This is a genomic window from Pseudomonas sp. m6p (assembly GCF_055760375.1).
The window spans coordinates 5760994-5785035 of the sequence record NZ_CM147084.1; the positions used below are offsets into that span (position 1 = coordinate 5760994).

General features: G+C 61.7%; 19 protein-coding genes. 5 read left to right on the top strand and 14 right to left on the bottom strand.

Annotation, left to right across the window (positions count from 1 at the left end; all coding sequences use genetic code 11):
* Positions 1–89: 89 nt before the first annotated feature.
* On the bottom strand, positions 90–608 hold the full coding sequence (locus ACYZUM_RS26350) for a DUF3617 domain-containing protein (protein WP_027610324.1): 519 nt from the start codon (positions 606–608) through the stop codon (positions 90–92).
* A 132-nt stretch (positions 609–740) separates the two neighbouring features.
* On the opposite strand from ACYZUM_RS26350, the gene cls reads away from it, so the two are divergent.
* A complete protein-coding gene (gene cls / locus ACYZUM_RS26355) occupies positions 741–2180 on the top strand; it encodes a cardiolipin synthase (protein ID WP_108184268.1) in 1440 nt (479 codons plus the stop codon).
* A gap of 42 nt (positions 2181–2222) precedes the next feature.
* Here cls and cfaB read toward each other — a convergent pair whose 3' ends face one another.
* From cfaB to hflK (ACYZUM_RS26380), 5 genes are all read right to left on the bottom strand, one after another.
* Positions 2223–3410, bottom strand: coding sequence for a C17 cyclopropane fatty acid synthase CfaB (cfaB, locus tag ACYZUM_RS26360; protein ID WP_047297352.1), 1188 nt, complete (start codon positions 3408–3410; stop codon positions 2223–2225).
* Between the two features lie 211 nt (positions 3411–3621).
* Positions 3622–5529, bottom strand: coding sequence for a heavy metal translocating P-type ATPase (locus ACYZUM_RS26365; protein WP_108184269.1), 1908 nt, complete (start codon positions 5527–5529; stop codon positions 3622–3624).
* Positions 5526–6587, bottom strand: coding sequence for a protease modulator HflK (hflK, locus tag ACYZUM_RS26370; protein ID WP_108184270.1), 1062 nt, complete (start codon positions 6585–6587; stop codon positions 5526–5528). The genes ACYZUM_RS26365 and hflK (ACYZUM_RS26370) overlap by 4 nt, the downstream gene beginning before the upstream one ends.
* Positions 6584–7630: a protease modulator HflC gene (gene hflC, locus ACYZUM_RS26375; RefSeq protein WP_108184271.1), complete on the bottom strand. Its 1047-nt coding sequence runs from the start codon at positions 7628–7630 to the stop codon at positions 6584–6586. The genes hflK (ACYZUM_RS26370) and hflC overlap by 4 nt, the downstream gene beginning before the upstream one ends.
* Positions 7627–9588, bottom strand: a complete 1962-nt coding sequence (gene hflK, locus ACYZUM_RS26380; RefSeq protein ID WP_473061373.1) for a protease modulator HflK — start codon at positions 9586–9588, stop codon at positions 7627–7629. Before hflK (ACYZUM_RS26380) ends, hflC begins: the two co-directional genes overlap by 4 nt.
* A 210-nt stretch (positions 9589–9798) precedes the next feature.
* On the opposite strand from hflK (ACYZUM_RS26380), the gene lpdA reads away from it, so the two are divergent.
* The gene (lpdA, locus tag ACYZUM_RS26385; RefSeq protein WP_108184273.1) at positions 9799–11199 is read left to right on the top strand and encodes a dihydrolipoyl dehydrogenase; all 1401 of its coding nucleotides are present in this window, start codon (positions 9799–9801) and stop codon (positions 11197–11199) included.
* Positions 11200–11356: 157 nt separating this feature from the next.
* Here the strand turns inward: lpdA and ACYZUM_RS26390 are convergent, their stop codons facing one another.
* Entirely contained in the window at positions 11357–11830 is a 474-nt protein-coding gene (locus ACYZUM_RS26390; RefSeq protein ID WP_007960832.1) for an Lrp/AsnC family transcriptional regulator, read from the bottom strand.
* 144 nt (positions 11831–11974) lie between these two features.
* On the opposite strand from ACYZUM_RS26390, the gene ACYZUM_RS26395 reads away from it, so the two are divergent.
* Entirely contained in the window at positions 11975–12604 is a 630-nt protein-coding gene (locus tag ACYZUM_RS26395) for a LysE family translocator (RefSeq protein ID WP_108184274.1), read from the top strand.
* Here the strand turns inward: ACYZUM_RS26395 and ACYZUM_RS26400 are convergent.
* From ACYZUM_RS26400 to ACYZUM_RS26430, 7 genes are read right to left on the bottom strand one after another with little or no spacing between them, the layout of a single operon-like run.
* Positions 12601–14733, bottom strand: a complete 2133-nt coding sequence (locus tag ACYZUM_RS26400; RefSeq protein ID WP_108184275.1) for a hypothetical protein — start codon at positions 14731–14733, stop codon at positions 12601–12603. The two genes, ACYZUM_RS26395 and ACYZUM_RS26400, sit on opposite strands and share 4 nt — an antisense overlap.
* A complete protein-coding gene (locus ACYZUM_RS26405; protein ID WP_108184276.1) occupies positions 14720–15910 on the bottom strand; it encodes a DUF3142 domain-containing protein in 1191 nt (396 codons plus the stop codon). Before ACYZUM_RS26405 ends, ACYZUM_RS26400 begins: the two co-directional genes overlap by 14 nt.
* A gap of 60 nt (positions 15911–15970) precedes the next feature.
* Entirely contained in the window at positions 15971–16792 is an 822-nt protein-coding gene (locus ACYZUM_RS26410) for a class I SAM-dependent methyltransferase (protein ID WP_108184277.1), read from the bottom strand.
* On the bottom strand, positions 16786–17940 hold the full coding sequence (locus ACYZUM_RS26415) for an acyltransferase family protein (protein ID WP_108184278.1): 1155 nt from the start codon (positions 17938–17940) through the stop codon (positions 16786–16788). Before ACYZUM_RS26415 ends, ACYZUM_RS26410 begins: the two co-directional genes overlap by 7 nt.
* On the bottom strand, positions 17937–18827 hold the full coding sequence (locus ACYZUM_RS26420) for a class I SAM-dependent methyltransferase (RefSeq protein ID WP_108184279.1): 891 nt from the start codon (positions 18825–18827) through the stop codon (positions 17937–17939). The genes ACYZUM_RS26415 and ACYZUM_RS26420 overlap by 4 nt, the downstream gene beginning before the upstream one ends.
* Positions 18824–20128, bottom strand: a complete 1305-nt coding sequence (locus tag ACYZUM_RS26425) for a glycosyltransferase (protein WP_108184280.1) — start codon at positions 20126–20128, stop codon at positions 18824–18826. The genes ACYZUM_RS26420 and ACYZUM_RS26425 overlap by 4 nt, the downstream gene beginning before the upstream one ends.
* Complete coding sequence (locus tag ACYZUM_RS26430; RefSeq protein WP_108184450.1) at positions 20122–21732, bottom strand: glycosyltransferase; 1611 nt, start codon at positions 21730–21732, stop codon at positions 20122–20124. Before ACYZUM_RS26430 ends, ACYZUM_RS26425 begins: the two co-directional genes overlap by 7 nt.
* Positions 21733–22159: 427 nt before the next feature.
* On the opposite strand from ACYZUM_RS26430, the gene ACYZUM_RS26435 reads away from it, so the two are divergent.
* Both ACYZUM_RS26435 and gmd read left to right on the top strand, forming a co-directional pair.
* Complete coding sequence (locus ACYZUM_RS26435) at positions 22160–23074, top strand: GDP-mannose 4,6-dehydratase (RefSeq protein ID WP_108184281.1); 915 nt, start codon at positions 22160–22162, stop codon at positions 23072–23074.
* Positions 23071–24039, top strand: a complete 969-nt coding sequence (gene gmd, locus ACYZUM_RS26440; protein ID WP_047297367.1) for a GDP-mannose 4,6-dehydratase — start codon at positions 23071–23073, stop codon at positions 24037–24039. Before ACYZUM_RS26435 ends, gmd begins: the two co-directional genes overlap by 4 nt.
* Positions 24040–24042: the final 3 nt, after the last annotated feature.

Here is a 24042-nt window from a genome sequence, read left to right on the forward strand (position 1 = left end):
CAGGTGTCTGACAGAACGTCTTCGCGAGCAGGCTCGCTCCCACAAGGAGTCGCGCTGGCCCTGTGGGAGCGAGCTTGCTCGCGAAGCTTTTAAGCTCTTGGCTTCACGGTGCCGCAATCCTGACCCAACCACACCGCACGGGTTTCCAGACTGCCCTTCTGGTTGATCCCGATCGCATTGAACGTGCCGTTGGCCACGGTGGTGAACTCACGATCACTGAGGAACGTCGCGACACCCGTGCCTTGCGCTTTCGGGCAGCTGAAGCGGAATTTCCACTGGTTGCCGGTGCGCTCGGTAATCTGCTGTTTGCAGCCCGACTGCGGATCGGCCAGCGGAATATCGTTGGTCGCCACTTGCTGCGGCGTCAGACAGGCACGAATGCCCTTACCACCGATGTTGATCCCGTTCTTCTCCAGCGCCGCGCGTTGTTGCGGGGTCATCTGGCCTTGCAACTGGCCGAGGATCGATTGCACATCCATGGGCTGGTCATCGACCTTGACGTTGCTTGAGGTCATTTCCCACAACCCCGGCTGCAGCATTTGCGCCTGCGCAACCACCGGCATTGCCAAACCCAGGCCCAGCGCCAAACCCAGCAGACGAACGTTCATCGAAAAAACTCCTGATCAGTAGTGGCCGTTAGACGTCGGCCGATTGCTTCGGTTCATGCACCAATTAAATAGCGACATTCGCCTCGGAACATGGTCTGTTACGCATTGAGTCTTCAGGAGCAAGGCTGCCCCATGGATTATTTTGGACCGCACATTTTCGGCTATCTGATCGCCCTGATACATAGCCTCGGCTTGATCGCCGCGATCCACGCGGTGCTGACCGTTCGCACCGCCCAAGGCTCGATCGCCTGGGCATTGTCGCTGATTTTCATTCCCTACCTGACACTCATCCCTTATCTGGTCTTCGGCCGCAGTACCTTCGACGGCTATATCAAGGCACGGCGCCAGGCCAACGAACAGATGCGCCAGGCGATCTCCGAGTTGAACTGGCGTCCGTGGGTCGAAGAAGCCCTCACCGCCCGCGCCTCAAATGCCTATGCCTCGCTACGGGCCATGCCCAAACTGGGGCGGATGCCATGCCTGGCGAATAACGAAGTGCAACTGCTGGTGAATGGCCACGCGACCTTCGAGGCGATTTTCCAGGCCATCGATCAAGCGCGCGAAGCCGTACTGATCCAGTTTTTCATCATCCATGACGACCGCCTCGGGCAGCGCCTGCGCGATCTGTTGCTGAAGAAAGCTGCCGAAGGCGTGGCGATTCATCTGCTCTACGACCGCATCGGCAGCCACGCCCTGCCCCACAGTTATGTACAGGCGTTGCGCGATGGCGGTGTCGAGGTCAAAGCCTTCGCCACACGTAGCGGCTGGCTCAATCGCTTCCAGGTGAATTTCCGCAACCACCGCAAAATCGTCGTGGTCGATGGTGTGCTCGGCTTTGTTGGCGGGCACAACGTTGGCGATGAATACATGGGCGAGAAGCCGCCGTTGGCGCCATGGCGCGATACCCATGTGCAAGTGCGCGGGCCGGTGGTGGCCTGCATGCAGGAGTCATTTGCCGAGGATTGGTTCTGGGCCGCGCGCACATTGCCGCCGCTGATCCTGCCGGACGTTTACCCGGACGACGGCGTGCTCTGTCAGTTGCTGGCCAGCGGCCCGGCCGACGCCTACGAAACCTGTTCGCTGTTCTTCGTCGAAGCGATCCACGCCGCAACCGAGCGGGTGTGGATCACCAGCCCGTACTTCATTCCCGATGAAGCCGTGTTCGCCGCGTTGCGTCTGGCGGTGCTGCGCGGCGTCGACGTGCGCCTGCTGCTGCCATCGCGCCCCGATCACCGCATCGTCTACGCCGCGTCCAGCCTGTATGCATTCGAAGCGGTGCGCGCCGGCGTGCGGGTGTTCCGCTACGAACCGGGGTTCCTGCATCAGAAAGTGGTGTTGATCGACAGCGAAATCAGCGCCGTCGGCAGCGCCAATCTGGACAACCGTTCGTTCCGGCTGAATTTCGAAGTGATGCTACTGACCGTCGACAGCGAATTCGCCGCCCACATGGAACGTATGCTCAACGATGATTTCGAGCAGGCTTATGAGGTTGCCAAAGAAGAAAGCCGGGAGATCCACCGCCTGCAACAGCTCGGCATGCGAATCGCCCGGCTTATTTCACCGATTCTCTAGAAGCCCATCACCCTCTCCAAGGGAGAGGGCAGGGTTCAGGCATCAAGGATTGTAGATGTCGTCACGGGTCCAGGGCAGTTCATGACTGCCGTCCGGATGAGCCTTCACTGCCAGAATCTGGTGCAGGTTGATCCAACCACGCGCGAACGCGTAGGCACATCCAGCCAGATACAGCCGCCAGATACGCAACGCCTGATCCGGTACCAGTTTCCCGGCCGCTTCGAGGTTATCCTCCAGCCGCTCGCTCCAGTGATCCAGCGTGCGCGCGTAATGCAGACGCAGGCTTTCGACATCGACGATCTCCAGCCCGGCTTCGCTGATCTCGGCCGAGATCATCGCCAGGTGTGGCAACTCGCCGTTGGGGAACACGTATTTCTCGATGAAGTCGCCAGCGCCGCGTCCTACCGGACGACCATCGGTGTGTTTGGCGGTGATGCCGTGATTCATCACCAGACCGCCCTCCTTCACTGCACCGAACAGGACTTTGCAGTATTCAGCGAGGTTGGCGTGACCGACGTGTTCGAACATGCCGACGCTGACTACCTTGTCGAAACGCCCGTCCTGCGGCAGATCGCGGTAGTCGAGCAATTGCAGCTCAACCTGATCTTCCAGGCCCTCGGCCTTGACCCGCTCGCGGGCCAGTTCCAGCTGTTCCTTGCTCAGGGTGATGCCGAACACTTTGGCGCCGAATTCACGTGCGGCGTAACGCGCCAGACCACCCCAGCCGCAACCGACATCCAGCAGGTAATCGCCCGGCTGCAAACGCAGCTTGCGGCACAGATGGCGGAATTTGGCTTGCTGCGCCTGCTCCAGGGTTTCGCTGCCCGTTTCGAAATACGCGCAGGAATACGCCATGTCGCTGTCCAGCCACAGCTGATAGAACGCGTTGGACAGGTCATAGTGATAGGAAATGGCTTTGGCGTCGGTTTCCTTGTCGTGCACTGCACGCACTGGCTGAGCGCCTTCATCTTCATCGAGCAAGGCGCTGCTCAATTCGTCGCAGACCCGGATGACCTCGCTGATCGAGCCCTCCAGTTCGAGCTTGCCTTCAACAAACGCCGCCCCCAGCGCGTCGAGGCTTGGATGGGTGAACTGGGTGACCATCGTCGGGTCCTTGACCACGATGGTGACGCTGGGCGTCGGCCCCAGGTTGAACTCATGGCCGTCCCAGAGTCGCAGGCGAAGCGGAAGCTGCAGATTCTGTAAGGCCGGTGGAAGTTGCGCGAGCATGGAAAATCCCCCCTTGTTTCAGACGTCAGATCTGAGGGTAGACCATCCTTGAAAAATAGCAGGCTATCGATTTAATTAGCCGAGACTATCGTTTCAGACGCGCCAGCAGGCCGGAATGCAACCCGTGCTTTCGACACGGAAACCGGCAATGACGTGTGCGCCTTCTATATAGATGACTGCCTATTCGGCGCACAGTTCGCTGCAAATCATTTCAATGACCGTCCTTGAGCTTGAGCAATGGCTCCTGAAACCGCAGCAGCCGTCCGGCATTGCCCAACACCAGCAACGTGCTGAGGTTGTGCAGCAGCGCGGCGATCATCGCCCCGGCCGCGCCGAGCCAGCCAAATGCAGCAAAGATGACAATCGCCAAGGTCCAGCCCAGACCGATGATCACGTTAACCTGCAAGGTTCGTCGGCATTGGCGGCTGAGCCGCACACAGGTTCCGAGGCGGCGCAGATCACTGCCGATCAAGACGATATCCGCCGAGGCCAGTGCGATGTCAGCGCCGCCCGCGCCCATTGCGACACCGACCACACCAGCCTTCAGCGCCAGCGAATCATTGATGCCGTCGCCCACCACCATCGGCCGAAATCCGTTGTCGATTTCCTTCAGTACGCGGTTGAGTTTGTCCTCGGGCAGCGCCTGCGCTTCCAGCTCTTGCAGGCCGACCTCGCGGGCCAGGGTCTGCGCGACACTCAGGCGGTCGCCGGTCAACAGCAACTGGCGACCCAGACCGAGCTCGCGCAATTCGCTGAGGGCAAAGCGGGCTTCCGGTTTGACGCTGTCGGCCAGCAACAGCCAGGCGACAAATTCGCTGTTCAGTGCCAATCCGGCAATCGGCCCATCGTGCTCGGGAACGGTGGTGGTGACGATATCCAGTTGCGCGAACAACTCGGGCCGGCCCAACGCCGCCTCGCCTTGGGCAGTCGTGGCGACTACACCGAGACCCTGACGCTCATGAATATCAGTCAGCGGCAGGCTCTGTTCCTGACTGACCAGCCCAGCCAACGCGCGGCTGACCGGGTGGCTGCTGGCCGCCCCGAGGCTGGCGGCCAGTGCCATTACCGAGGCCTGATCCAGTCGTGGGCTGCTGATCGATTGCAAACGCAAGGTGCCGTAAGTCAGCGTGCCGGTTTTGTCGACCACCAGTGAAGTGAGATCTGCCAACTCCTCAAGGAACGCCGAACTGCGAATCAGAATGCCGTGGCGCGCCGCCACTGCCACGCCGGCAATCGCCGTGGCCGGTGCCGACAGCACCAAAGCGCAGGGACATGCCGCCACCAGCACCGCGAGCATCGCCTGCGCGTCATGGGTGACAAACCAGGTCACCGCCGCCAGCAGCAACACCAGCACCATGTAGCTACCGGCATAGCGCTCAAGCAGGCGCATTATGGGCGGCTTCGAGCGCTCGGCGTTCTGCATCAGCGCAATGACTTTGCCCAGCGTCGATTGATCGCCGGTACGGGTCACCTCGATGCGCAGCAAGCCGTCGAGGTTGATCGCGCCACCAAACACCGTCATGCCCACCGCCGTTTCCACCGGAACCGACTCACCGGTAATCGACGCCGTGTCAAGGCTGGCCTGGCCGAACAACACTCGACCATCCGCTGGCACCCGATCTCCGGCCCGCACCTCAACCGTGTCGCCGGGTTTCAGCGTGCCGTTATCGACTTCGATGATCGAGCCATCGGACTGAATCTTGCGCGCGTGACTGCGGGTCAACTGGCCGAGGGCGTGAATCGCTTCCTGCGAGCCGATCACGCTGCGCTCTTCCAGCACGTGGCCGAAGATCATGATGATCGGCAGCAACGCGGCGGTCAGCAGATCGCCGGTCGCCCACGCACCGAGCATCGCCAGGGCGATCAATTGATCGGTGATGCCGTGCAGGCTTGGATAGCGCAGGCTGTACCACGCCGAGCGCATCACCGGCACCGCCACCAATAGAGAAGCGAAACCCAGCAGCAACTGACTGACACCGGTTTGCTCCGGTAACAGCCAGCGCCAGAGCAGACCGAGGCCGAGCAAGCCAAGGGCGAGCATCGCCAAGGTCAATTGCCGTGCGGCGCGGCGCTGTTCGGCCGAGGACAACAGGCTCGGTGCGGCAGTGGTCGCAGTCATTTGCTGGCTCCCTGAATGATCAGGCGGGAATCGTCTTTCGGATCGACCGTGGTCACTGAACCGGCCTGGCCAAGAATCTTCGGCATGCGTTCACGGTACAGCCGCAGGAGCATCTGCGGGTCGGTACCCTGTTGTTGCGCCTTGGCCAGGCTCAGCACCGTGGCGGTATCGGCAGCGGCTTTTGCCAACCGTTCGCCGGCCTGCGCGTGGGCCACTTGCAGGATGCGGTCGGCTTGTTCGTTGGCGGTCTGGGTAAGTTTTTCTGCTTCGGTGCGTGCGTTGGCAACGGCTTTGTCGGCTTGCTGGCTGGCGGTCAGAACCGCATTGAAAGCGCTGACCGCAGGGTCCGGCAGACTCGACTGCACGTCGACCCGCGCCACTTCAATGCCGATGCCCTGCCCGCTCGCCTTCAACTCAGCCAAGCGCTTGTTGATGCCTTGCACCAGATCACCGCGCAGACGCTCACGTCTTTCGGCGGCCTGGTTATCAGTACCGATCAACTCCGGACGGGCGACCAGAATCGTGTCCAGATCCCGGGCAGCGGTCAAAGCCACAGCGCTACGGGTGACCAGCCGATCCAGTGCCGGCAGCACATGACCACCCTGCAGGACGAAGTCGTAAGGGTCGGTCACTTTGTAAAACACCCGCACATCCAGTTGCACCACGCCGGCGTCCCCCGTCAGCAAGTAACCGGAACCGGCCAATGCATCGCTTAGCGGTGTGGCGAAAGTCGCTACACGATCAGCCTTGATCGCCTCACTGCTGCGCAGCAGGTTTTCCACTCGACGCTCGATCACCCGATCCGCTGCCGGTAGTAAAACCACCTGCTCGAACGGCTGTGGCCAAGCCAGTAACAGCCCGGCATTCTGGATGCGTTCCAGTGCGCCAAAGTGCAGAACCACGGCGCGATTCTGCGGATCGATCTGCCGCACATTGGAAAACGCCCACGCCAACGCGGCCAACACCGTGACCGCGTACAAGGCAAAAAACGCCAAACGTCCGGCCTGAATCCACGGACTGCTCAGCGAATGTGTTCCACGTGGAACTTCATCACTCATGGCTGCGATCCGGATTTGTTTTCGACATTCGGCGGGCCGTCCACCAGCACGCGGAATGGCGCGGCGTCGGTGCGCAGGATTAGCTTGGTGTCCGGCGTGACGATAGTGCCCAGGGTGTCCAGCGAACGCAGCAGGTTGTACAACTGCGGCGACCCAGCGTAGGCACGGCCATAAATTTGCGCCGCTTCGACTCGGGATTGCGCTTCGATTTCTGCGGCTTTAACTGTCGCGTCAGCCTGAACAATTCGTGCATCGCGCTCGGCAGCAGAACGAATTTGTGCAGCTTCCCGCTTACCGATGGCGGTGCGTTCGGTGGCAATTGTTTCACGCTCCGCGCGCATCCGATCGACCGTGGCGGTGAGCGTGACCGAAGGCAAGGTCAGGCGTTCGATGCCCACCTGCACCACGCGCACACCGTAAGTGGCCAGCAACTGCTGGTCGATCTGCTGACGCAGTTGCGCCTCGAAATCGGCAATACGCACTTTGCCGGCATCAGTATTCACCAGATCCGCCAGGTCGAAACTGCTGGCGGTGGTTTCCAGCGCAGAGCCGACAAAGGTACGAATCTGCCGCGCCGCTTCGTCCGGCTGGTTCTGCACCGCGCGCATGAAACGCTGCACGTTATCCGGATCGCCCTGCACCTGCCACGCCACGTAGGCCTGGACGATGATGCGCAAACCGTCGCGAGTGCCGACATCCTGCAAACCGCTGGAGGTGGTGCGCAGGCGCAGATCCACCGGGATCGCCGCTTCGAACGGCGCCGGCCAGCGCCAGCTCAAACCGGGTTCAAGCAGCACCCGTGAAGGATTGCCGAAACGGGTGATGACCGTGGCTTCACCCGAGCGCACTTGCACCAGGCTCGCCGCCGCAATGGCAAACGCCACCAGCAACAGCGCCCAGCCCATCCGCCGCCAAGGGAACGGTCCCGCGTCCTCCGGCGCACCGTGGTGATGGTGATGATGCCCATGATGATGGTGATGCCCGGCGTGGCCGTGATCGTGGCCGCTGTGATCATGGGAATCGTGAGTGTGCGACTGGCTCAAGGGGCAACTCCTGGTTGAGCGGTGGTGCGCGCAGGCGTCGGATCAGCCGGCAGCGTGAACGTACGCAGGTCGATGGTCGGCGCATTGCTGCTGCCGCCTAATCGGTGGTCGAGTACCAACAGTTTGGCTTTGCTCAGACCGTGGCTAAGTTGGCTGAGGTATTGCTCCAGCACGAATGCCTGACCAGCGCTGGCATAAGCTTTCTGTTCAGCGCTGAACTTCAGGTCTGCCGCCTGCGCCGTGGCGTTGATTTCGCGAGCGCTGGCACTGGCCTGATCACGGGCAAGGCTGGCCTGCAACAACGCCTGGTTACTGGCTTCAGCCGCAGCGCCGCGCTCACGGGAGATCAACGCCTGCGCGCCGATCTGTGCCGCTTGCACACCGTGATAAGCATTGGCGGCGCCGGCTGGCGGGTGAATCGCTTCGACCACGGTGGCGAGAATTTCCACGCCGCTGTTGAGCTTCTGCAGATCGCCTTGCACCGCGCGACCGATTTCTTCGCCCAGCCCAACCCGGTCAGCACCGAGCAGACCGTCGAGGGTACGCGAGGCAAAGTTGTGCACCAGAATCCGGCTCGCGGTGCTGCGAATCAGCGTCGGCACATCGGCATTGTTGTAAGTCGCGGCCAAAGTATCCTGATCACTCAGACCAATGCGATAAACGAAGCGCACGTCCATGTTGACGATCTGAAAGCTCTGCTGATCGCCACGGCTGCTGGCGATCACTTGGGATTTGTCGTTAACGTGGCTGGCATCCCACAAGCGGTTGGCGCTCATCGGCGCCGGGCCTTCGGCGGGGTCAGCCTGTGTCGGCGCAGGCGCATCGCCGACGCTGGTTGCCAATTCGTGCACCACACCGTTCTCGACGCTCAATACACGGCCCAGTGGCCACGGCAAACCGGCGTGCAAGCCAGGGCCAAAGACTTGTACCGGTTTGCCGAAGCGCTCGTAGATACCGCGCCCTTGCAGCGGGATTTCGTGGATCCCGGTCAGCAGCCATCCGAAGGCGGCGACCAGCGCCAGCACCGGCAGAAAAGCGCGGCGCATGTAGCTGAACGCCCAGATCTGACGCAAATCGATGCCGAACCGGTTGTGCAGTTCGTGCTGCAAAGCGAGTAATGGCTGTGGTGGCCAACGCAGCATATCGGCAACAAAACTGCGCGCCAGCAGAGTCGGTTCCAGCTGCTCGCGTCGAGGGCTGAATACCGACAAAACTGCGCGCAATAGCAACTCGATCGCGATCAATCCCGGCAAGATCCCGATCAATACCGCAAGGCGCACGGGCCACACCGAAGCCTCGCTGGCGAACAGCAGGCACAACGCCCCCAGTACCAGACTGATGATCGCCACCCGCGTAAGTTGCGCAAGGGACCCGGCTTCCGGCCATTGCGCGGGGTTTTCCTGAGCCAGTTGCCGCTCCAGCACCAACAGGCCGAAACCCAACAGCAACATCAGCACGGCGCCCACCGTAGCCGACAGCCCAACCGCAGCTGGCGGCAACGCAAGGTTCCAGACTTGTTCGATGCCGATAATCACCAGCACTGACCAGCCGCCCAGCCACAACGTGGCCACGCCAATCTGACCGAGCAGGTGCAGACCGCGCTGACTCAATCGCTCCAGCACCCGTTCGTACCAGCCGTCAGGAGCGGTTTGCTCGACCTCGTTCAGCGGTTGCTGCGCCACTGGGTGCATGACCCGTGCGCGCCATTGCGTCACCCACCACGCCGACTGCAGTCCGGCGACCAGCACCAGCAACGCCGCGCCCAGATTCACCAGCAAGGCCGGCCATATCGATTGCGCGGCAAACAGCTCGACAAACAACGCCAGCACCCACCCTGCCCCGGCCAATCCACCGAGGCCAAAGGCCAGACGGCGCAATCGTCGCCCCTGCGCAGCCGCTTGCTGAAAGCGCGGCAACCCGGTCACTTGCGTGCCATCGACATCCAGATCGACTTGCATATCACCCCAAAGCCATTGATTCACCGGTCCAATCGTTACGATATAACGAAAAGCGTGAAATATTCGTACACAAATTCGCTTATCTAAAGATGCGCAACCTGTCGCTTGCCTGAAGCCTTGACCGAAATGTCCGGAAACGCACATATTACGTTCGTAATTTTAATCGCCTACTACTTTTAGCGATCCGCATCCCCAACGAGGAGCAAGAGCATGAGTCACTACGACGTGGTCATTCTGGGCGGCGGCCCCGGTGGTTATAACGCGGCGATCCGCGCCGGCCAGTTGGGCCTGAAAGCCGCGTGTGTGGAAGGCCGCGCCACCCTCGGCGGCACGTGCCTGAACGTCGGTTGCATGCCGTCCAAGGCCTTGCTGCATGCTTCGGAGCTGTACGACGCGGCCATGGGTGCGGAGTTCGCCAACCTCGGCATCGAGGTCAAACCCACGCTCAACCTCGCGCAAATGATGAAACAGAAAGACGACAGCGTGAGCGGCCTGACCAAAGGCATCGAGTTTCTGTTTCGCAAGAACAAGGTCGACTGGATCAAAGGCTGGGGCCACATCAATGGACCGGGCAAAGTCACGGTGACCGACGATCAGGGCAACAAGACCGAGCTGAGCGCCAAGGACATCATCATCGCCACCGGCTCCGAACCCACGCCCCTGCCCGGCGTCGAGATCGACAATCAGCGCATCCTCGACTCCACCGGCGCGCTGTCGCTGAGTGAAGTACCCAAGCATCTGGTGGTCATCGGTGCAGGAGTGATCGGCCTGGAGCTGGGCTCGGTCTGGCGGCGTCTCGGCGCCCAGGTGACCGTGGTCGAATACCTCGACCGCATCTGTCCGGGCGTCGATGCCGAGGCCGGCAAGACCCTGCAGCGTTCGCTGAGCAAGCAAGGCATCAGCTTCAAATTGAGCTCGAAAGTCACCCGCGCCACGACCTCGGCCAACGGGGTGCAGCTCAGCGTCGAACCTGCAGCGGGCGGCAGCGCCGAGTTACTGGAAGCCGACTACGTACTGGTCGCGATCGGCCGGCGCCCGTACACCAAAGGCCTGGGCCTGGAGAACGTCGGGCTGAGCACCGACAAGCGTGGCATGCTCGCCAACCGCCAGCACCGCACCGAAGCCAATGGCGTCTGGGTAATCGGCGACGTAACGTCCGGGCCGATGCTCGCGCACAAAGCTGAAGACGAAGCGATGGCCTGTGTCGAACAAATCGTTGGCAAGGCCGGCGAGGTCAATTACGAATTGATTCCCAACGTCATCTACACCCGGCCGGAACTGGCCAGCGTCGGCAAGACCGAAGAGCAACTGAAGGCCGAAGGACGTGCCTACAAAGTCGGCAAATTCCCGTTCACCGCCAACAGTCGGGCGAAGATCAATCACGAAACCGAAGGCTTTGCCAAAGTCCTCGCCGACGAACGCACAGACGAAATCCTCGGTGTGCACCTGGTCGGCCCGAGTGTCAGCGAAATGATTGGTGAATATTGCGTGGCCATGGAGTTCAGCGCCTCGGCCGAAGACATCGCGCTGACCTGCCATCCGCACCCGACCCGCTCCGAGGCGCTGCGTCAGGCGGCGATGAATGTCGAGGGGATGGCAACGCAGATGTAGGTGGTCACCTAAACCCTGTGGGAGCTGGCTTGCCAGCGATGGCGTCAGTCCTGTAACCGTTGCGGTCGCTGACACACCGCTATCGCTGGCAAGCCAGCTCCCACAGTTGACCGTGTTCCTGCTGGAGGACTGCGGTCGAATGTGGGAGCAACCCGCTCTACAGCGGCAGATGCCCCAACGGCAACGCACCCGGCGTCTTCACGGTGTGAATCGCAAAGTTGCTGCGAATGTCACTCACCCCCGGCAGCTTCAGCAGACAGCCGCTGAGAAAGCGGTCATACGCGCGCAGGTCCGGCACTACCACTTGCAACAGAAAGTCCGATTCCCCGGACACCAGAAACGCTGAAATCACCTCCGGCAGTGCCGTGACCGCCGCGTAAAAGGCTTCGGCCTGCTCATCGTTGTGGCGCTCGACCTTGACCCCGACAAACACCGTCAGCCCCAACCCCACCTCATCGCGATCGAGGTTGGCCTGATAGCCACGAATCACCCCGGCCTCCTCGAGCATCCGCACCCGACGCAGGCACGGTGACGCCGACAGGCCGATCTCATCCGCCAGTTCGACGTTGCTTAGCCGGCCGTTGCGTTGCAGCGCCGCGAGAATCTTGCGGTCAAAAGCGTCGAGTTTCATGGTTGGCAGATCCTGCTGGTCAAGTGGCAAAAAGAAAGCAGGTTATGCCAATCCTGTGGCTTTTTGAAGCTGACTTCGCAAGCACCTGCCCCGCCCTTGCGCCATAAACTTTGCTCACCGAATCGACAACGAAAGGGCTGCGACATGACAAGTATCTGGCTGTTTTTTCTGGCATTGGCGGTGGTCTTCCTGTTGCCGGGGCCGGACATGATCCTGTTGCTGCAAACCGGTGCCCGACAGGGTCGCGGTACGGCGCTGGCGACCGCCGTTGGCTTGGCGATCGCCCGAGGCTGTCACGTGGCATTGGCGGCATTGGGTCTGGCGGCGCTGTTCAAGGCGGCACCGTGGACGTTTGATATGGTGCGTCTGGCCGGGGCGGCGTACCTGCTGTGGATCGGCATTCAATGCTTGCGCAGCAGCTTGCTGCCGAACCTGAACACGCCTGCCGTGACACACACCCAAGGGCAATGGCGCGAGGCGATTCGCCGTGGCCTGCTGACCAATCTGCTCAACCCCAAGGCGTTGCTGTTCTGCTCGGTGCTGTTGCCGCAATTCATCGTCAATGACGGCGCAGCGGTACTGACCCAATTTGCCACCCTCGGCGTGTTGCTGGTGGGCGTCGGGCTGCTGTTCGACAGCGCCTATGCCCTGACCGGCGCGGCGCTGGGCCGTTGGCTGCAACACAGTCCAACCGCCCAACGCGTTCAGCAATGGCTGTTCGGCAGCCTGTTGATCGGCTTTGCCGTGCGCCTGACGTTTATCCAGCAGGCTTAGGGCTTGCGTGCCTTGCGCCGACGACTGAGCAACACCAAGGCGCCCGCACTGAACAGCACCAGGACACCGACCACCGGCCATTTATACGGGCGCAACGTATTGCGTACGGCATCGGTCACCTGGGTGACGTAACGCTTGTCGGCGTTTTCGAAATCCGGGTACGGGCACTGATTGCCGAAGTCCACCGCCCAAGGCACGTATGGGCCTTCGTTGACGTAGCGTCGATACAACGCGCTCTGTTCTTCAAGGCTGCTGTTGAAACCGGCGGCATTGCACAACACCGCAGCAAACGCCTGACTGGTGTGCGGCAAGTTGTCGGCAGCCCGGCTGGCCAGCGCGGTAGCGACAAAACGGTAGTGATAACGCTCGTCCGGTTGCGCCTGGCTGGCCTTCTGGCGCTGGACTTCAGCCTCGGCCACCAGCGGCCCGACTTTCAGCTCGGTGCTTTCCAGACTGTAATTGCCGCCAAACGTGGCGTAATCCGGCGCCATCTCGTAACCGAGAATGTCCATGCCCCATTCACGCGCGGTCCACGCCGCGTTGTACAAGGCGCTGGCGCGTTTGGTCGGCCACCACGCAGCGTCGGCCTTCATCCGTTGTTCGCCGTAGAGCCGGGCCTTGTGCTGCAGGTCGGGATTGTCGAAATAGCCGACCGCTTCCTCGTAATGCCCTTCACGCAGCAAGCGCCGGCCCAGCAGATTGCGCAGGCTGGCGGCGACCGGCAGCGGCACATAGTTGTCGCGCTGCTGCTGGGTCAGCGCCGGCGGCGCCGGCACGTTGTCATCGACATAGCGCTTGAGCTCATCGACCGTCAGCACGCGCTCGGCCACCGTCGCCGCGTCGAACCAGTAGATGCTGTTGCTGCGATACAACTGCACGAACGCTTGCAGGTATTCGCCACGTTGCAGCGCGAGAATCGCGCTCTCGCCTTCGACCCGGCATTTCGGCTGGACGGTTTCAAAGTCCCAGTCCGGGGTGCGCCGGTAGCCCCAATCCTCGCTCTGCGGGAAAGCCTGCGCAGCTTTGGAATAGGCGGCAGCCGCGGCATTTTTATCACCGTCACGCACCGCCAGCTTGGCCCGCAACCACCACGCCAATCCGCCATCACCGGCATTTTCAAGGAAGGCTTTGGCGCTGGCGTAATCACCTTGTTGATAGTTCATGGCCGCCAGTCGATCGGCGTTTTCCAGGCTGCCACGGGTGCTGTCCTGCAGCAGCTTGATCAGCTTCTTCTCGTTCGGCGGTTGTTCGTCGAACGACCAGCCCATCCGGCTGATCAACGAGGCGGTAACCAATTGCTGCACAGCCTTGCGCTCCAGCAACTTGGCCAGTTGCGGCTCGGGCAGTTCGGCCAGCTCATTCATCAGTTGTTTCAGCGAGGTATAACCCACGGCCGAGCCGTGCAGGTTCTGCGCTTCATACAGTTCGATGGCGCCGTTCCAGTCACCGGCGTTGCGCAGCACTCGCGCCTCCTCACCGAGACTGGCGACACCGAGTTCCAGCGGATCGCTGAAGCCATCGATGCTCAATTGTCGGGCCTGACGGAAGGCTGCGCGTGCGTCCTCCAGCACTTCAATGACATCGTCCGCCTCGGCACTCATGGCAAACCAGGCGCGGCCCAGGGAGTATGCCGCCCAAGTGCTGCGCAGCGGACGCTGATCGGCCGGCAGCGCCAGCACTTTGTTGAAGTATTCGATCGCCAGCGGATGATCGCCAGTGGCAAACGCCACCGCGCCGGCCACGTACAAGCGGATTTCCGCCGGCAGGCTGGCGCCCTGCGCCTCGACCTGACGCGCGTCGGTCAGGCCGCGCAGTTGCTTGACCAGTGCTTGCTGCTCGGCGCTCAGACCCACCTGTTCGGCTTTTTCGCGAAGCGCCGCAGGCTCGTTCTCGTCGCCGTACATGTCGTCGGGATTCTGCGTCGCGGCGGTAACGTTCTTCAGTCCGGCAATGGTTTTGCCGAGGCGGCTGATCTCGAAGTTGAAGTTGCCCTCCGGCAGCTCGGCCAGGCTTTGCCCACGATTGTCGAGCAGGCGCATCGGAAAGTCCGGGCCGCAGGCCAGCGCCGAACCCAGCGGCAGGCTGAGGCTCAGGCAGAGCAGATGGCGGGGCCAGTTACGGGTCAACATGCGAACCTCCTTGATCAATAAATGCACAGCGCGCCCAACCGATGGCACGTTGTCCACCCGCCGGCAGACGACCGTCGCGCAGGCGGGTGAAGGTAAGCAGATCCGCGCTCTGTTGCAACGCGTAACCGGCAAGCGCATCGGCGCCCTCGCAAGCGCTGGCCTTGACGGTGATGCGCGTGGGCCAGGCACTGTCGAGGTTACCGACATTGCGCAGGGCGATGTCCTGCAGGCCATCGTGGTCGCTGAACGTCAGACCGAGCCGGCTGCTCAACGTATCGCCACGGGCCACAGCGCGCAGCGTACTGAGGCTCCAGGCGCGGCGATCATTGGCCAGCGGCAGACGAAACCAGATCAACCCGGCCAGATGTTCCGGGCGATCCTCGCGCATGTCAGTGGCCAGTCGGCTCAGTTGTTGCGGATCGGCGAGCAATTCGCGCCGCTGGCCGCCGCGCTCGAGTGGCACTTCACTTTCCACCACCGGAACGCCATCGGCATCCGGCAACAGCGCCACGCCGTAGGCCGGCAGCGCCAGATAAAACGGTTTGTCGCTCACTCGCCCCCAGGCCTTGGCCCAGCGCCGCGCCTGCTCGGGGTCGAACAGACCACGACGCGGATCGCTGACCGCGTGCACCTGCAGCACACTGCTGTCGACGCTGGCCAGCAGTGCCGGCAGTTGCGAACTGTCGAGCCACGCCGGCAACGCAGTGATGCTCAGCGGCAAGTTGGCCGGCAATGCGCCACGCAGATGCACGAGAAATTCGCTGTACGCCAGCAAACGCGCATTACCGGCGTCGTGATCGATCTCGACCCCGCTTACCGTCAGGCCCTGCGCTTGCCAGTCAGCCAGCATCTGAAGGATCTGTGCGCTCACCTGTTGCTGATCGAGCGCCTTGAGCTGACCGTCGAGACGAACCACCGCAATCAGCGGTCGGCCATCGTGCTTGAGCAACGGCGCATCAATTTGCGCCCGATGCCAGCCGTCATTGGGGAATGCCTGCAAGGCCAGCACGCGCAGTGTCGAGAAACTCTCGCGGCTTTCGCGCAGGGCGGCGTCATGGGCCGGCGTCCATTGACGTTGCCAGATATAAAGTTGTTGATCGAGGGCGGGGGCATCCTGCCGCTCGCAAGCAGCGAGCAGCAGCGTTGCCGCGATCAAAATCGAAAAGCCGAACCGCATGAAATGTTTATTCCCTGCCGATGCAAAAATGCAGGGTACACAAATCCCTGGTGGAGCGACTCAAGGCTTGCGGGCAATGATTACCTGACTCTTCGCCACGACCGCGTCCAGCGCCTGCTTGATCTGCGCACCCCGGGGCGAATCGAGCACCGCTTGCCAGGTGTTGGCCCAATGCTCGAGCAACGGGTGATCCGGGTTGCTGAAATCGACCTTGGCTTCCCAGAACAACAGCATCCACATCGACCAGTAAAAACCGTACTGGCTGTGGCTGATGATCTCCAGCCCGGCGTCGCTGACCAGCGTCTTGAACTGCGCTTCGCTGATGATGCGAATGTGGTTGGGCTTCTGGAAATACTCCGGCGCCGCAATGTCCTTCTGCAAATCTTCAGAGCTTGGGTGCGGCACGCTCAGCAGGTACAGCGCACCGGACTGGCCGACCCGCACCAGCTCGGCGAGAAACTGCGCCGGGTCGTCGACGTGCTCGATGACTTCGGTGGAGACCACACGGGTAGCGGTGCCGTCGGCGATCGGCAACGGATTACAGTCAGTGACGTGGCACTCGACGCTGCGCGCCGGGGTATCGCTCAGGCGTTGGCGGGTGGCCTCGACCTTGGCGCCTTCGATGTCGGCGATGATGATCTTCGCCCCGCGCATGCCGCAAAAATGCACGTTGCCGCCGTCACCACAGCCGACATCGAGCAAGGTGTCATTGGCGGTCACCGGGAAGCCCTTGAACAGCTCGCCGGTCTCCTGGTTGAACCAGCCGCTGAGCTTGGCATCGTAGAGGCCGAGCATGTACGGATCGACCTTGTCCGCCACCGGGGCGACAGGTTGCGCGGGGGCCGGTGCAGGCGCCGTGAGTTTTTTCAATAGGCTCAGCATGAGGTGGCTCCGGGGGTTGAAACGGCAGTTCGGGACGTGTCGAGGCGCCGTACCAGGGCGGCACCGCGATTACGCATCGGCATTTCGATGAAGCGGTAGTTCAGCTCGCTGAGCAGCACGATCAGGCCGAAGGCGATCAGCACAGTCAGCATCGGGTGCCCGGCCGGGCTCGGCAAACCGGCAGCCTGCAGCCTGAAAATCAGCTCCCGCACCAGCAGATAGGCCGGGATATGAATCAGGTAAATGCCGTAGGAACGACTGCCGATCCACGCCATCAGCCGCTGCAGGTGGCCTGCCGGCAGCAGGTAATCGCGGTTGTACGAAGCGATCCACACCAGCAGCGCGCCGAGCACGGCAATCGAGCCGATGCGATAAGGCGCGAAAGTGAAACGGTCGGTGGCCATGAAACTCATCAGCAGCGCCACGCCGATCAACACTGACACGCCAGCCCACGGTCGCCGCAGAAACGTCGGCTGCCAGCGCTGGTAAGAAGGTTGCGCACTCCACAGCGCCAGCAGCACGCCGAGCGCCAGGGCATCAGTGCGCACCACCATCAGCAACGGCGTGCGCAGGGTGAAAAGTTGTACCGCCACCAGCGCCAGCAAGGCCCAGACCAGATGCTTGCGGCACAGCACAATCAGCAGCGGGAACAGCAGGTAAAACTGCTCCTCCAGCGCCAGGCTCCAGTAGACGAAACTGCTGCCGTACTCGTAATGAAAGAAACTGTCGGCAAAACGGAAATTGGCGTACTGCAACACCCCCGCCAGCGTCGCCTGCAGGTTGGCGTGCAAGCTGCCAAAGGCACCGGAGCGGTTGAGAAACACACACGCGAGGAGAATCAGCGCCAGCCACAACCAGGCCGACGGCAACAGGCGAAACACCCGGCGCAGCCAGAAATTGCGCGTCTGCTGCCAGTACTCCTGACGCGTGGTGCAGCCTTGCAGCGCGGGGATCAGGCTGCGCGCGATAACGAAGCCGGAGATCGCAAAAAACAGATCAACGCCCCACCAGGGTTGCGCCCAGGCGTGGATTTTTTCCAGCAGCGGCACGGTGTCGGTGAACAGGCTGCCCTGCAAGTGATGGAACAGCACGCCGAGCACGGCGATGGCACGCAGCACCTCGATGTCCATGATCCGCCTGGCGCTCATGGCTGGCCCCCGGTGCAGGTTTCGCCAGCCAGCGGTTTGCGGGCGATGATCACCTGGCTCTTGGGCATGAAGCGGTCGAGCATCTGCTTGATCGCCAAACCGTCAGGCTGCGCCAGCAGGTCTTGCCAGGTCCGTGCCCAGCTTTCCATCAGCGGCGGATACGGCGCCTGAATCCGGTCGCGTACCGCGCCACCGAGGTCCCGGCCAGCAGCGCGTTCGCTGGCCCAGAAGAAGATCATGCCCATCACCCAGAAGAAGCCGCTGGCCTGCCGATGCTCGATCACCAGCCCGGCGTTCTCCACCAGTTCGGCAAAGCGCTGCTCGGTGAAAATCTGCACATGATTGGGCGTCTGGTAATAACTGGCCGGGGCTATACCTTGTTGCAGGTGCTCGCCCACCGGTGCCGGCACACTCAGCAGATACTGCGCACCGGGGCGGCCCATGCGCACCAGTTCGGCCATGAACGGTTCCGGCTGATCGATGTGCTCCAGCACTTCCATGCACACCACTTTGCTCGCGCAACCAGCGGCCAGCGGCAATGGCAGGCTGTTGCTGACCAGCCCCAGATTCGGCTTTGTGCTCTGCGCCTCCACCTGCCGGGCCAGATCGCGAACCTTGTCATGTTCGCTGTCGGTGAAGATCACCGAGGCGCCCTGCCGCACAGCGAACAGCGTCGCCACGCCCTCGCCGCAACCGACGTCGAGCAAGGTGTCGTCAGCCGTGATCGCGAAGCCCTTGAGCAACTCGCCGCTGCCCGGCAAAAACCAGCCGTCGAGAATCGCGTCATGCAACCCCACATCCCGTGGCGAGACCTGCGCGCTTGGCTCAGGTGCAGGTGCAGCAGGCGACGGAGCCGGGAGCAAGCGTGCGAGCAGACGCCGGATCATGCGCCCGAGGCTTCCACGGACAACGGCTTGAGGGCCTGCGCGCGCTGCGCAAAAAACCTCCGCAGGCGTTCTTCTGCACTCGCCTGACTGCAGAACTTCTGCAGGTTGTGAACGGCATGCCCGGACATTCGCGCATAGCGTTCAACGTCGTTTTTCGCCACCTCATAACTGTCGCGGTACGCAGCGCACAACGAGTCCCAATCGGTCATGTAGCGCAAGGTACGGTAAGCCGCGCGTGGGTCGTGGGGCCATGCCGTAAGCTCGTCGGTGGAATCAACGATGAACGCGTTGTCGCTGTCGACGTAGTCGGCCATCGCCGTGTTCAGCGGGGCGATCGCCGGTTTGCCGCAGGACATGAACTCCATCAGCGGCAGGCACTGCCCTTCGCCATAGGAGCTGTTGACCACATAGCTGGTGGCCTGCACCAGCGCTTCGTAATCGGCGTCCGCCAGATAACCGTGGATCAGCACGATCCGGCACTGGTAGGACTGGTTCTTGTACAGGTGATGCAGCATGTCATTCAGGGCATTGGCGATGTCATGGTGCGTGAGCTTCAGCACCAGGGTGGCATCGGCGACGTCACGGAACGTGGTGCAGAAGGCACTGATCATGTCCTGCCAGTTCTTGCGCCCGTCGTACGGGTTGAACACCGAGGTGTAGACCACGCCGTCCAGTTGCAACTGGCAGTCCTGCGGTGGCCCGGCAAATGACATTGGCGTGCCTTCGCACAACCCCGGCGGACCGTACGCGCGCAGATCCACCGTGCGGCTGTCGAGCAACAGGCCACGCAACTTCAACTGCACCGCTTCGACCACAGGCTGCTTGCGCAACTGCGCACCGCGTGCGGCAAAACGGTCCCAGACTGGCGCGGGTATCGCGCAGATCGGATAGTCCGCGCCCATCACGTCGCAGACCGCGTTCACCGTGAAACTCGAATGGGTAATCGCCATGCCGCAGGCGTTCAACACCACGCGCCAGTCGTGACGTGGCTCGCCCTGCCAGCTCTCGGTGGGGATAGTGCTGAATTCCCAGGCAAATACCGGGATGGTCGGGCAGGCGTAATGAATCGGTGTGCGATGCGGCGGCGAGAACGACAGGAACACGCACGCTTCGCCACGGCTCAGACAATCGAAGTACAGGCGATCAACCAGTTCGTCCGGGTTGCTCACTTCAATGACTTGCCCGAGGCGCTCCAGCACCGGGCGGAATTCCTTGAGCACGAAGTAATAGCTGTACTCGGGCCGGCCGAGGTTCTGCTGGATGTTGCTCTTGTTGGTTTCCGAATGAATGATGATCAGCATGATGCAGTCCCCGCCTCGGCGATCAACTGTGGGCCTGCACTCGGCGTCAGTTGAAAAAACTGCGCCAGACGCTGCTGCACCGGGGCAAAACTGCAGTAATCGCGCATTCGCTCATTGGCCGCCAGGGCCATGGCCTGATAAGCCACCGGATCGTTTTTGGCCATGGCGTAACTGTTTTCGTAAGCGGTTTTCAACGAGCCCCAATCCGGACGATGGCGCAGGGTGCGGTAGAGGATCCGCACGTCATCCGGCCAGATCGTCGGCTCACGGCTGGACTTGACGATGAAGCCGACGCGCTCGTCGACGTAGTCGTGCATTGCCGTGTGGTCCGGCGCGATCACCGGACGAGCGCAGGACATGAATTCCATCAGTGGCAGGCACAAACCTTCGCAGCGGGACGCGTTGACGTAGAAACTGGCAGCACCGTAGAGCCTGGCGAACTCTTCGTCCTCCAGATAGCCGTGCATGACCACCACCCGGCAGGCGAAGGGCGACAGCTGCGACAACAAGGTGATCAGGTGCACGTAATAAGTCGCCAGCTCGTTCTGCGTCATCTTCAGCACCAGCGTGGCATCTTCGACATCGCGCATGGCCCAGCAGAACGCCGTGATCAGGTGATGCCAGTTCTTGCGTCCATCTTCAGGGTTGAACACGCTCACATAGACCACACCGCTGACCTCGGTCTGTACCGTGGCACTGGTGTCCGGCAGGCTGGCCTGCGGATGCTCGACCACCGGCGGTGTTTCGACGATGACGGCCGGCGGCAATGGCTCGGGGGCCGGGGTACGCAATCGGAAGAGCTGGCGGCGCAGGGCGAGCGGCAGCAAGTCGCGAACGGCTTCGCGATACCACAACAACAGATTGTGCTTGAGCAAAAACAGCGGCCCGTGGTCAGTCGGGGTCGCGGCGGCGCGATAACTTTCGCGCAGGTAGTGTTTGGTGATGAACGCACGTCGGCGCAAGGTCAGTGGCGGTAATGGCGCTGCTTCGGGCGTAACCACCGCGTCGGGCTGCGGCTCCTGCACATCGACGGCGGGTGCGATCAGCCCATCGGCGGACAAACCGAGCGTGCGGCTGTCGATGATGCAGCCCTTGATCTGCAACACCGCGCCCGGGTTCACCGCAGCAGGCGGGAACTGCCGGCGCACCCCGGCGAAGCCTTCCCACAAAGGTGTCGGCAATACCAGTACCGGGAAATCTTCGCCCATGGTCCGGCGAATGGCTTGTGCGGTGTGACTGGACAACGTGATCGCCCGACCATGGCTGGCCAGCAGCCGGCTCCAGTCGTGCCGCGTATCGTCATCGCGAGGGTCATCCGGGATCGAATCGTACTCCCACGCGATCACGCAGACCACGGGGCACTGCAGGTCGGTCGGGGTTTTATGCGGCGGCGCAAACGAAAGAAAAAGGCAGTCCTGACCGGCAAGTTGCAACTGCCGATACAACGGGTCGACTTCAGCCGCCGACGACACGACGTGCACCTGTCCAAGGCTTTCCAGCACAGGACGGTAGGCCTTGAGCACGAAGTAATAGCTGTATTCCGGACGCCCCAGACTCTGGCTGATGGAGCGGTCATTGACGTCCGAGTAAAGAATGAAATTCATGGCATCCCACGGTGACACCACCATCCCGGCAGTTTCACGCTATGACGGCCAGGCGCTGAATCGAGTCGGGATCACCGCTGCTCGTCCTTCGTCCTGAGCTCGTCTTCGTTCTTGTTTTATTGGCTGGTTTCACCCTGTTGCGCAACATCCCCGGCGAATCCGGGGAGATGGCGACGAGGGCCATTCTAAACACATCCTTTGCGAATCCGGGAACCGCCCGACAAGAATAAATAGGGCTACGCTGACGAGAACTGACCGGTCACGGTTTGCGGTGTTGAAATTGCCGAGCATTTGGCACAGATTGGTAACAAATAACTACAACAATGACTTCGCCGATTGTCCTGTCAGACTTTTTTATCCGGCCTGACGACTCCTCCCCCAAAGCCTATGGGAAAGTGGCGAATGTTAAAGACCAAGGGGTCAGTGTTTGAAAAAACGTCTGTTCATCACGGGCCTCAGTGGGTTCGTGGGACAACATCTCCAGTCGCATCTGGAACAGCCTGGCTCGACGTGGGAACTGCTGTCTGCGGCGGCGCCCTACGATCTCACGGCTGCGACCAGCCTCACCGATCTGTGGCCACAATTGCCCGACGCGGTGATTCACCTGGCCGGTCAGACCTTCGTTCCCGAAGCTTTCCGTGACCCGGGCCGAACGCTCGAAATCAATCTGCTCGGTACCCTCAATCTGTTGCAGGCCCTCAAGGCGCGCGGATTTCAGGGGACTTTCCTGTATGTCAGCTCCGGCGACGTCTATGGACAAGTCGACGAGAGCGCCCTACCCATTACCGAACTGCAACCGCCCTGCCCGCGCAATCCCTACGCCGTGAGCAAACTGTCGGCGGAATTCCTCTGCCTGCAATGGGGCCTGAGCGAAGGCTGGTCGGTGCTGGTGGCGCGGCCGTTCAATCACATCGGCAGCGGGCAGAAAGACAACTTTGTCATCGCCAGTGCTGCACGCCAGATCAACCGCATCAAACAAGGCCTGCAAGTCGCGCAACTGGAAGTCGGTGACATTGACGTCACGCGCGATTTCCTCGATGTCGGCGATGTGATCGCGGCGTATTTCGCCTTGCTGGAAAAAGGCACGCCGGGGCAGGTCTACAACATCTGCTCGGGACGCGAGCAAAGCATCCGCAGTTTGATCGAGCAAATGGCCGACCTTGCCGAGGTCGACCTGCAACTGGTCCAGGATCCGGCGCGCATGCGCCGCGCGGATCAGCGTCGCGTTTGCGGCAGTCATGCAAGGCTTGCCCAAGTCACGGGATGGGCGCCGAAAATTACAACACAACAATCCCTGCGGGCGATCCTGTCCGACTGGGAGCAGCGAGTACGACAAGAATGAAAAGTGCACTGATCACAGGGATCACCGGCCAGGACGGCGCTTATCTGGCCAGACTGCTGCTCGACAAGGGCTACAAGGTTCACGGTCTGGTCGCACGGCGCAGCAGCGATTCACGCTGGCGCCTGCGCGAGATGGGCGTCGAAGGCGACATCGTCTACCTTGACGGTGACATGGCCGATGCCTGCTCGGTGCAACGCGCGGTGATCAAGTCGGCGCCGGACGAAGTCTACAACCTGGCCGCGCAAAGCTTTGTCGCCGCGTCCTGGAATCAGCCGGTGACCACCGGTATCGTCGATGGCCTGGGCGTGACCCACCTGCTCGAGGCGATCCGCCAGTTCAGCCCGCACACCCGTTTCTATCAGGCCTCGACCAGCGAAATGTTCGGCCTGATCCAGGCTGAGCAGCAGGACGAGAACACGCCGTTCTACCCGCGCAGCCCCTATGGTGTCGCCAAACTCTACGGCCACTGGATCACCGTCAACTACCGTGAAAGTTTCGACCTGCACGCCAGCAGCGGCATCCTGTTCAACCATGAATCGCCGCTGCGCGGCATTGAATTCGTCACCCGCAAGGTGACCGACGCCGCTGCCCGCATCAAACAGGGCAAGCAGCAGGAACTGGCCCTGGGCAACATCGACGCCAAACGCGACTGGGGTTTTGCCGGTGACTACGTCGAAGCCATGTGGCTGATGCTGCAGCAGGACAAACCTGACGATTTCGTGGTCGCCACCGGCATCACCACCACCGTGCGCGAGATGTGCCGCATCGCTTTCGATCACGTCGGTTTGAACTACCGCGATTACGTGAAGATCGACCCGGCGTTCTTCCGCCCCGCCGAAGTCGAAGTGCTGCTTGGCAACCCGGCCAAGGCGCAGCGCGTGCTGGGCTGGAAACCGAAAACCGACCTCGACACCCTGATCCGCATGATGATGGATGCGGACATGAAACGCGTCGCCAAGGAGTAGGCC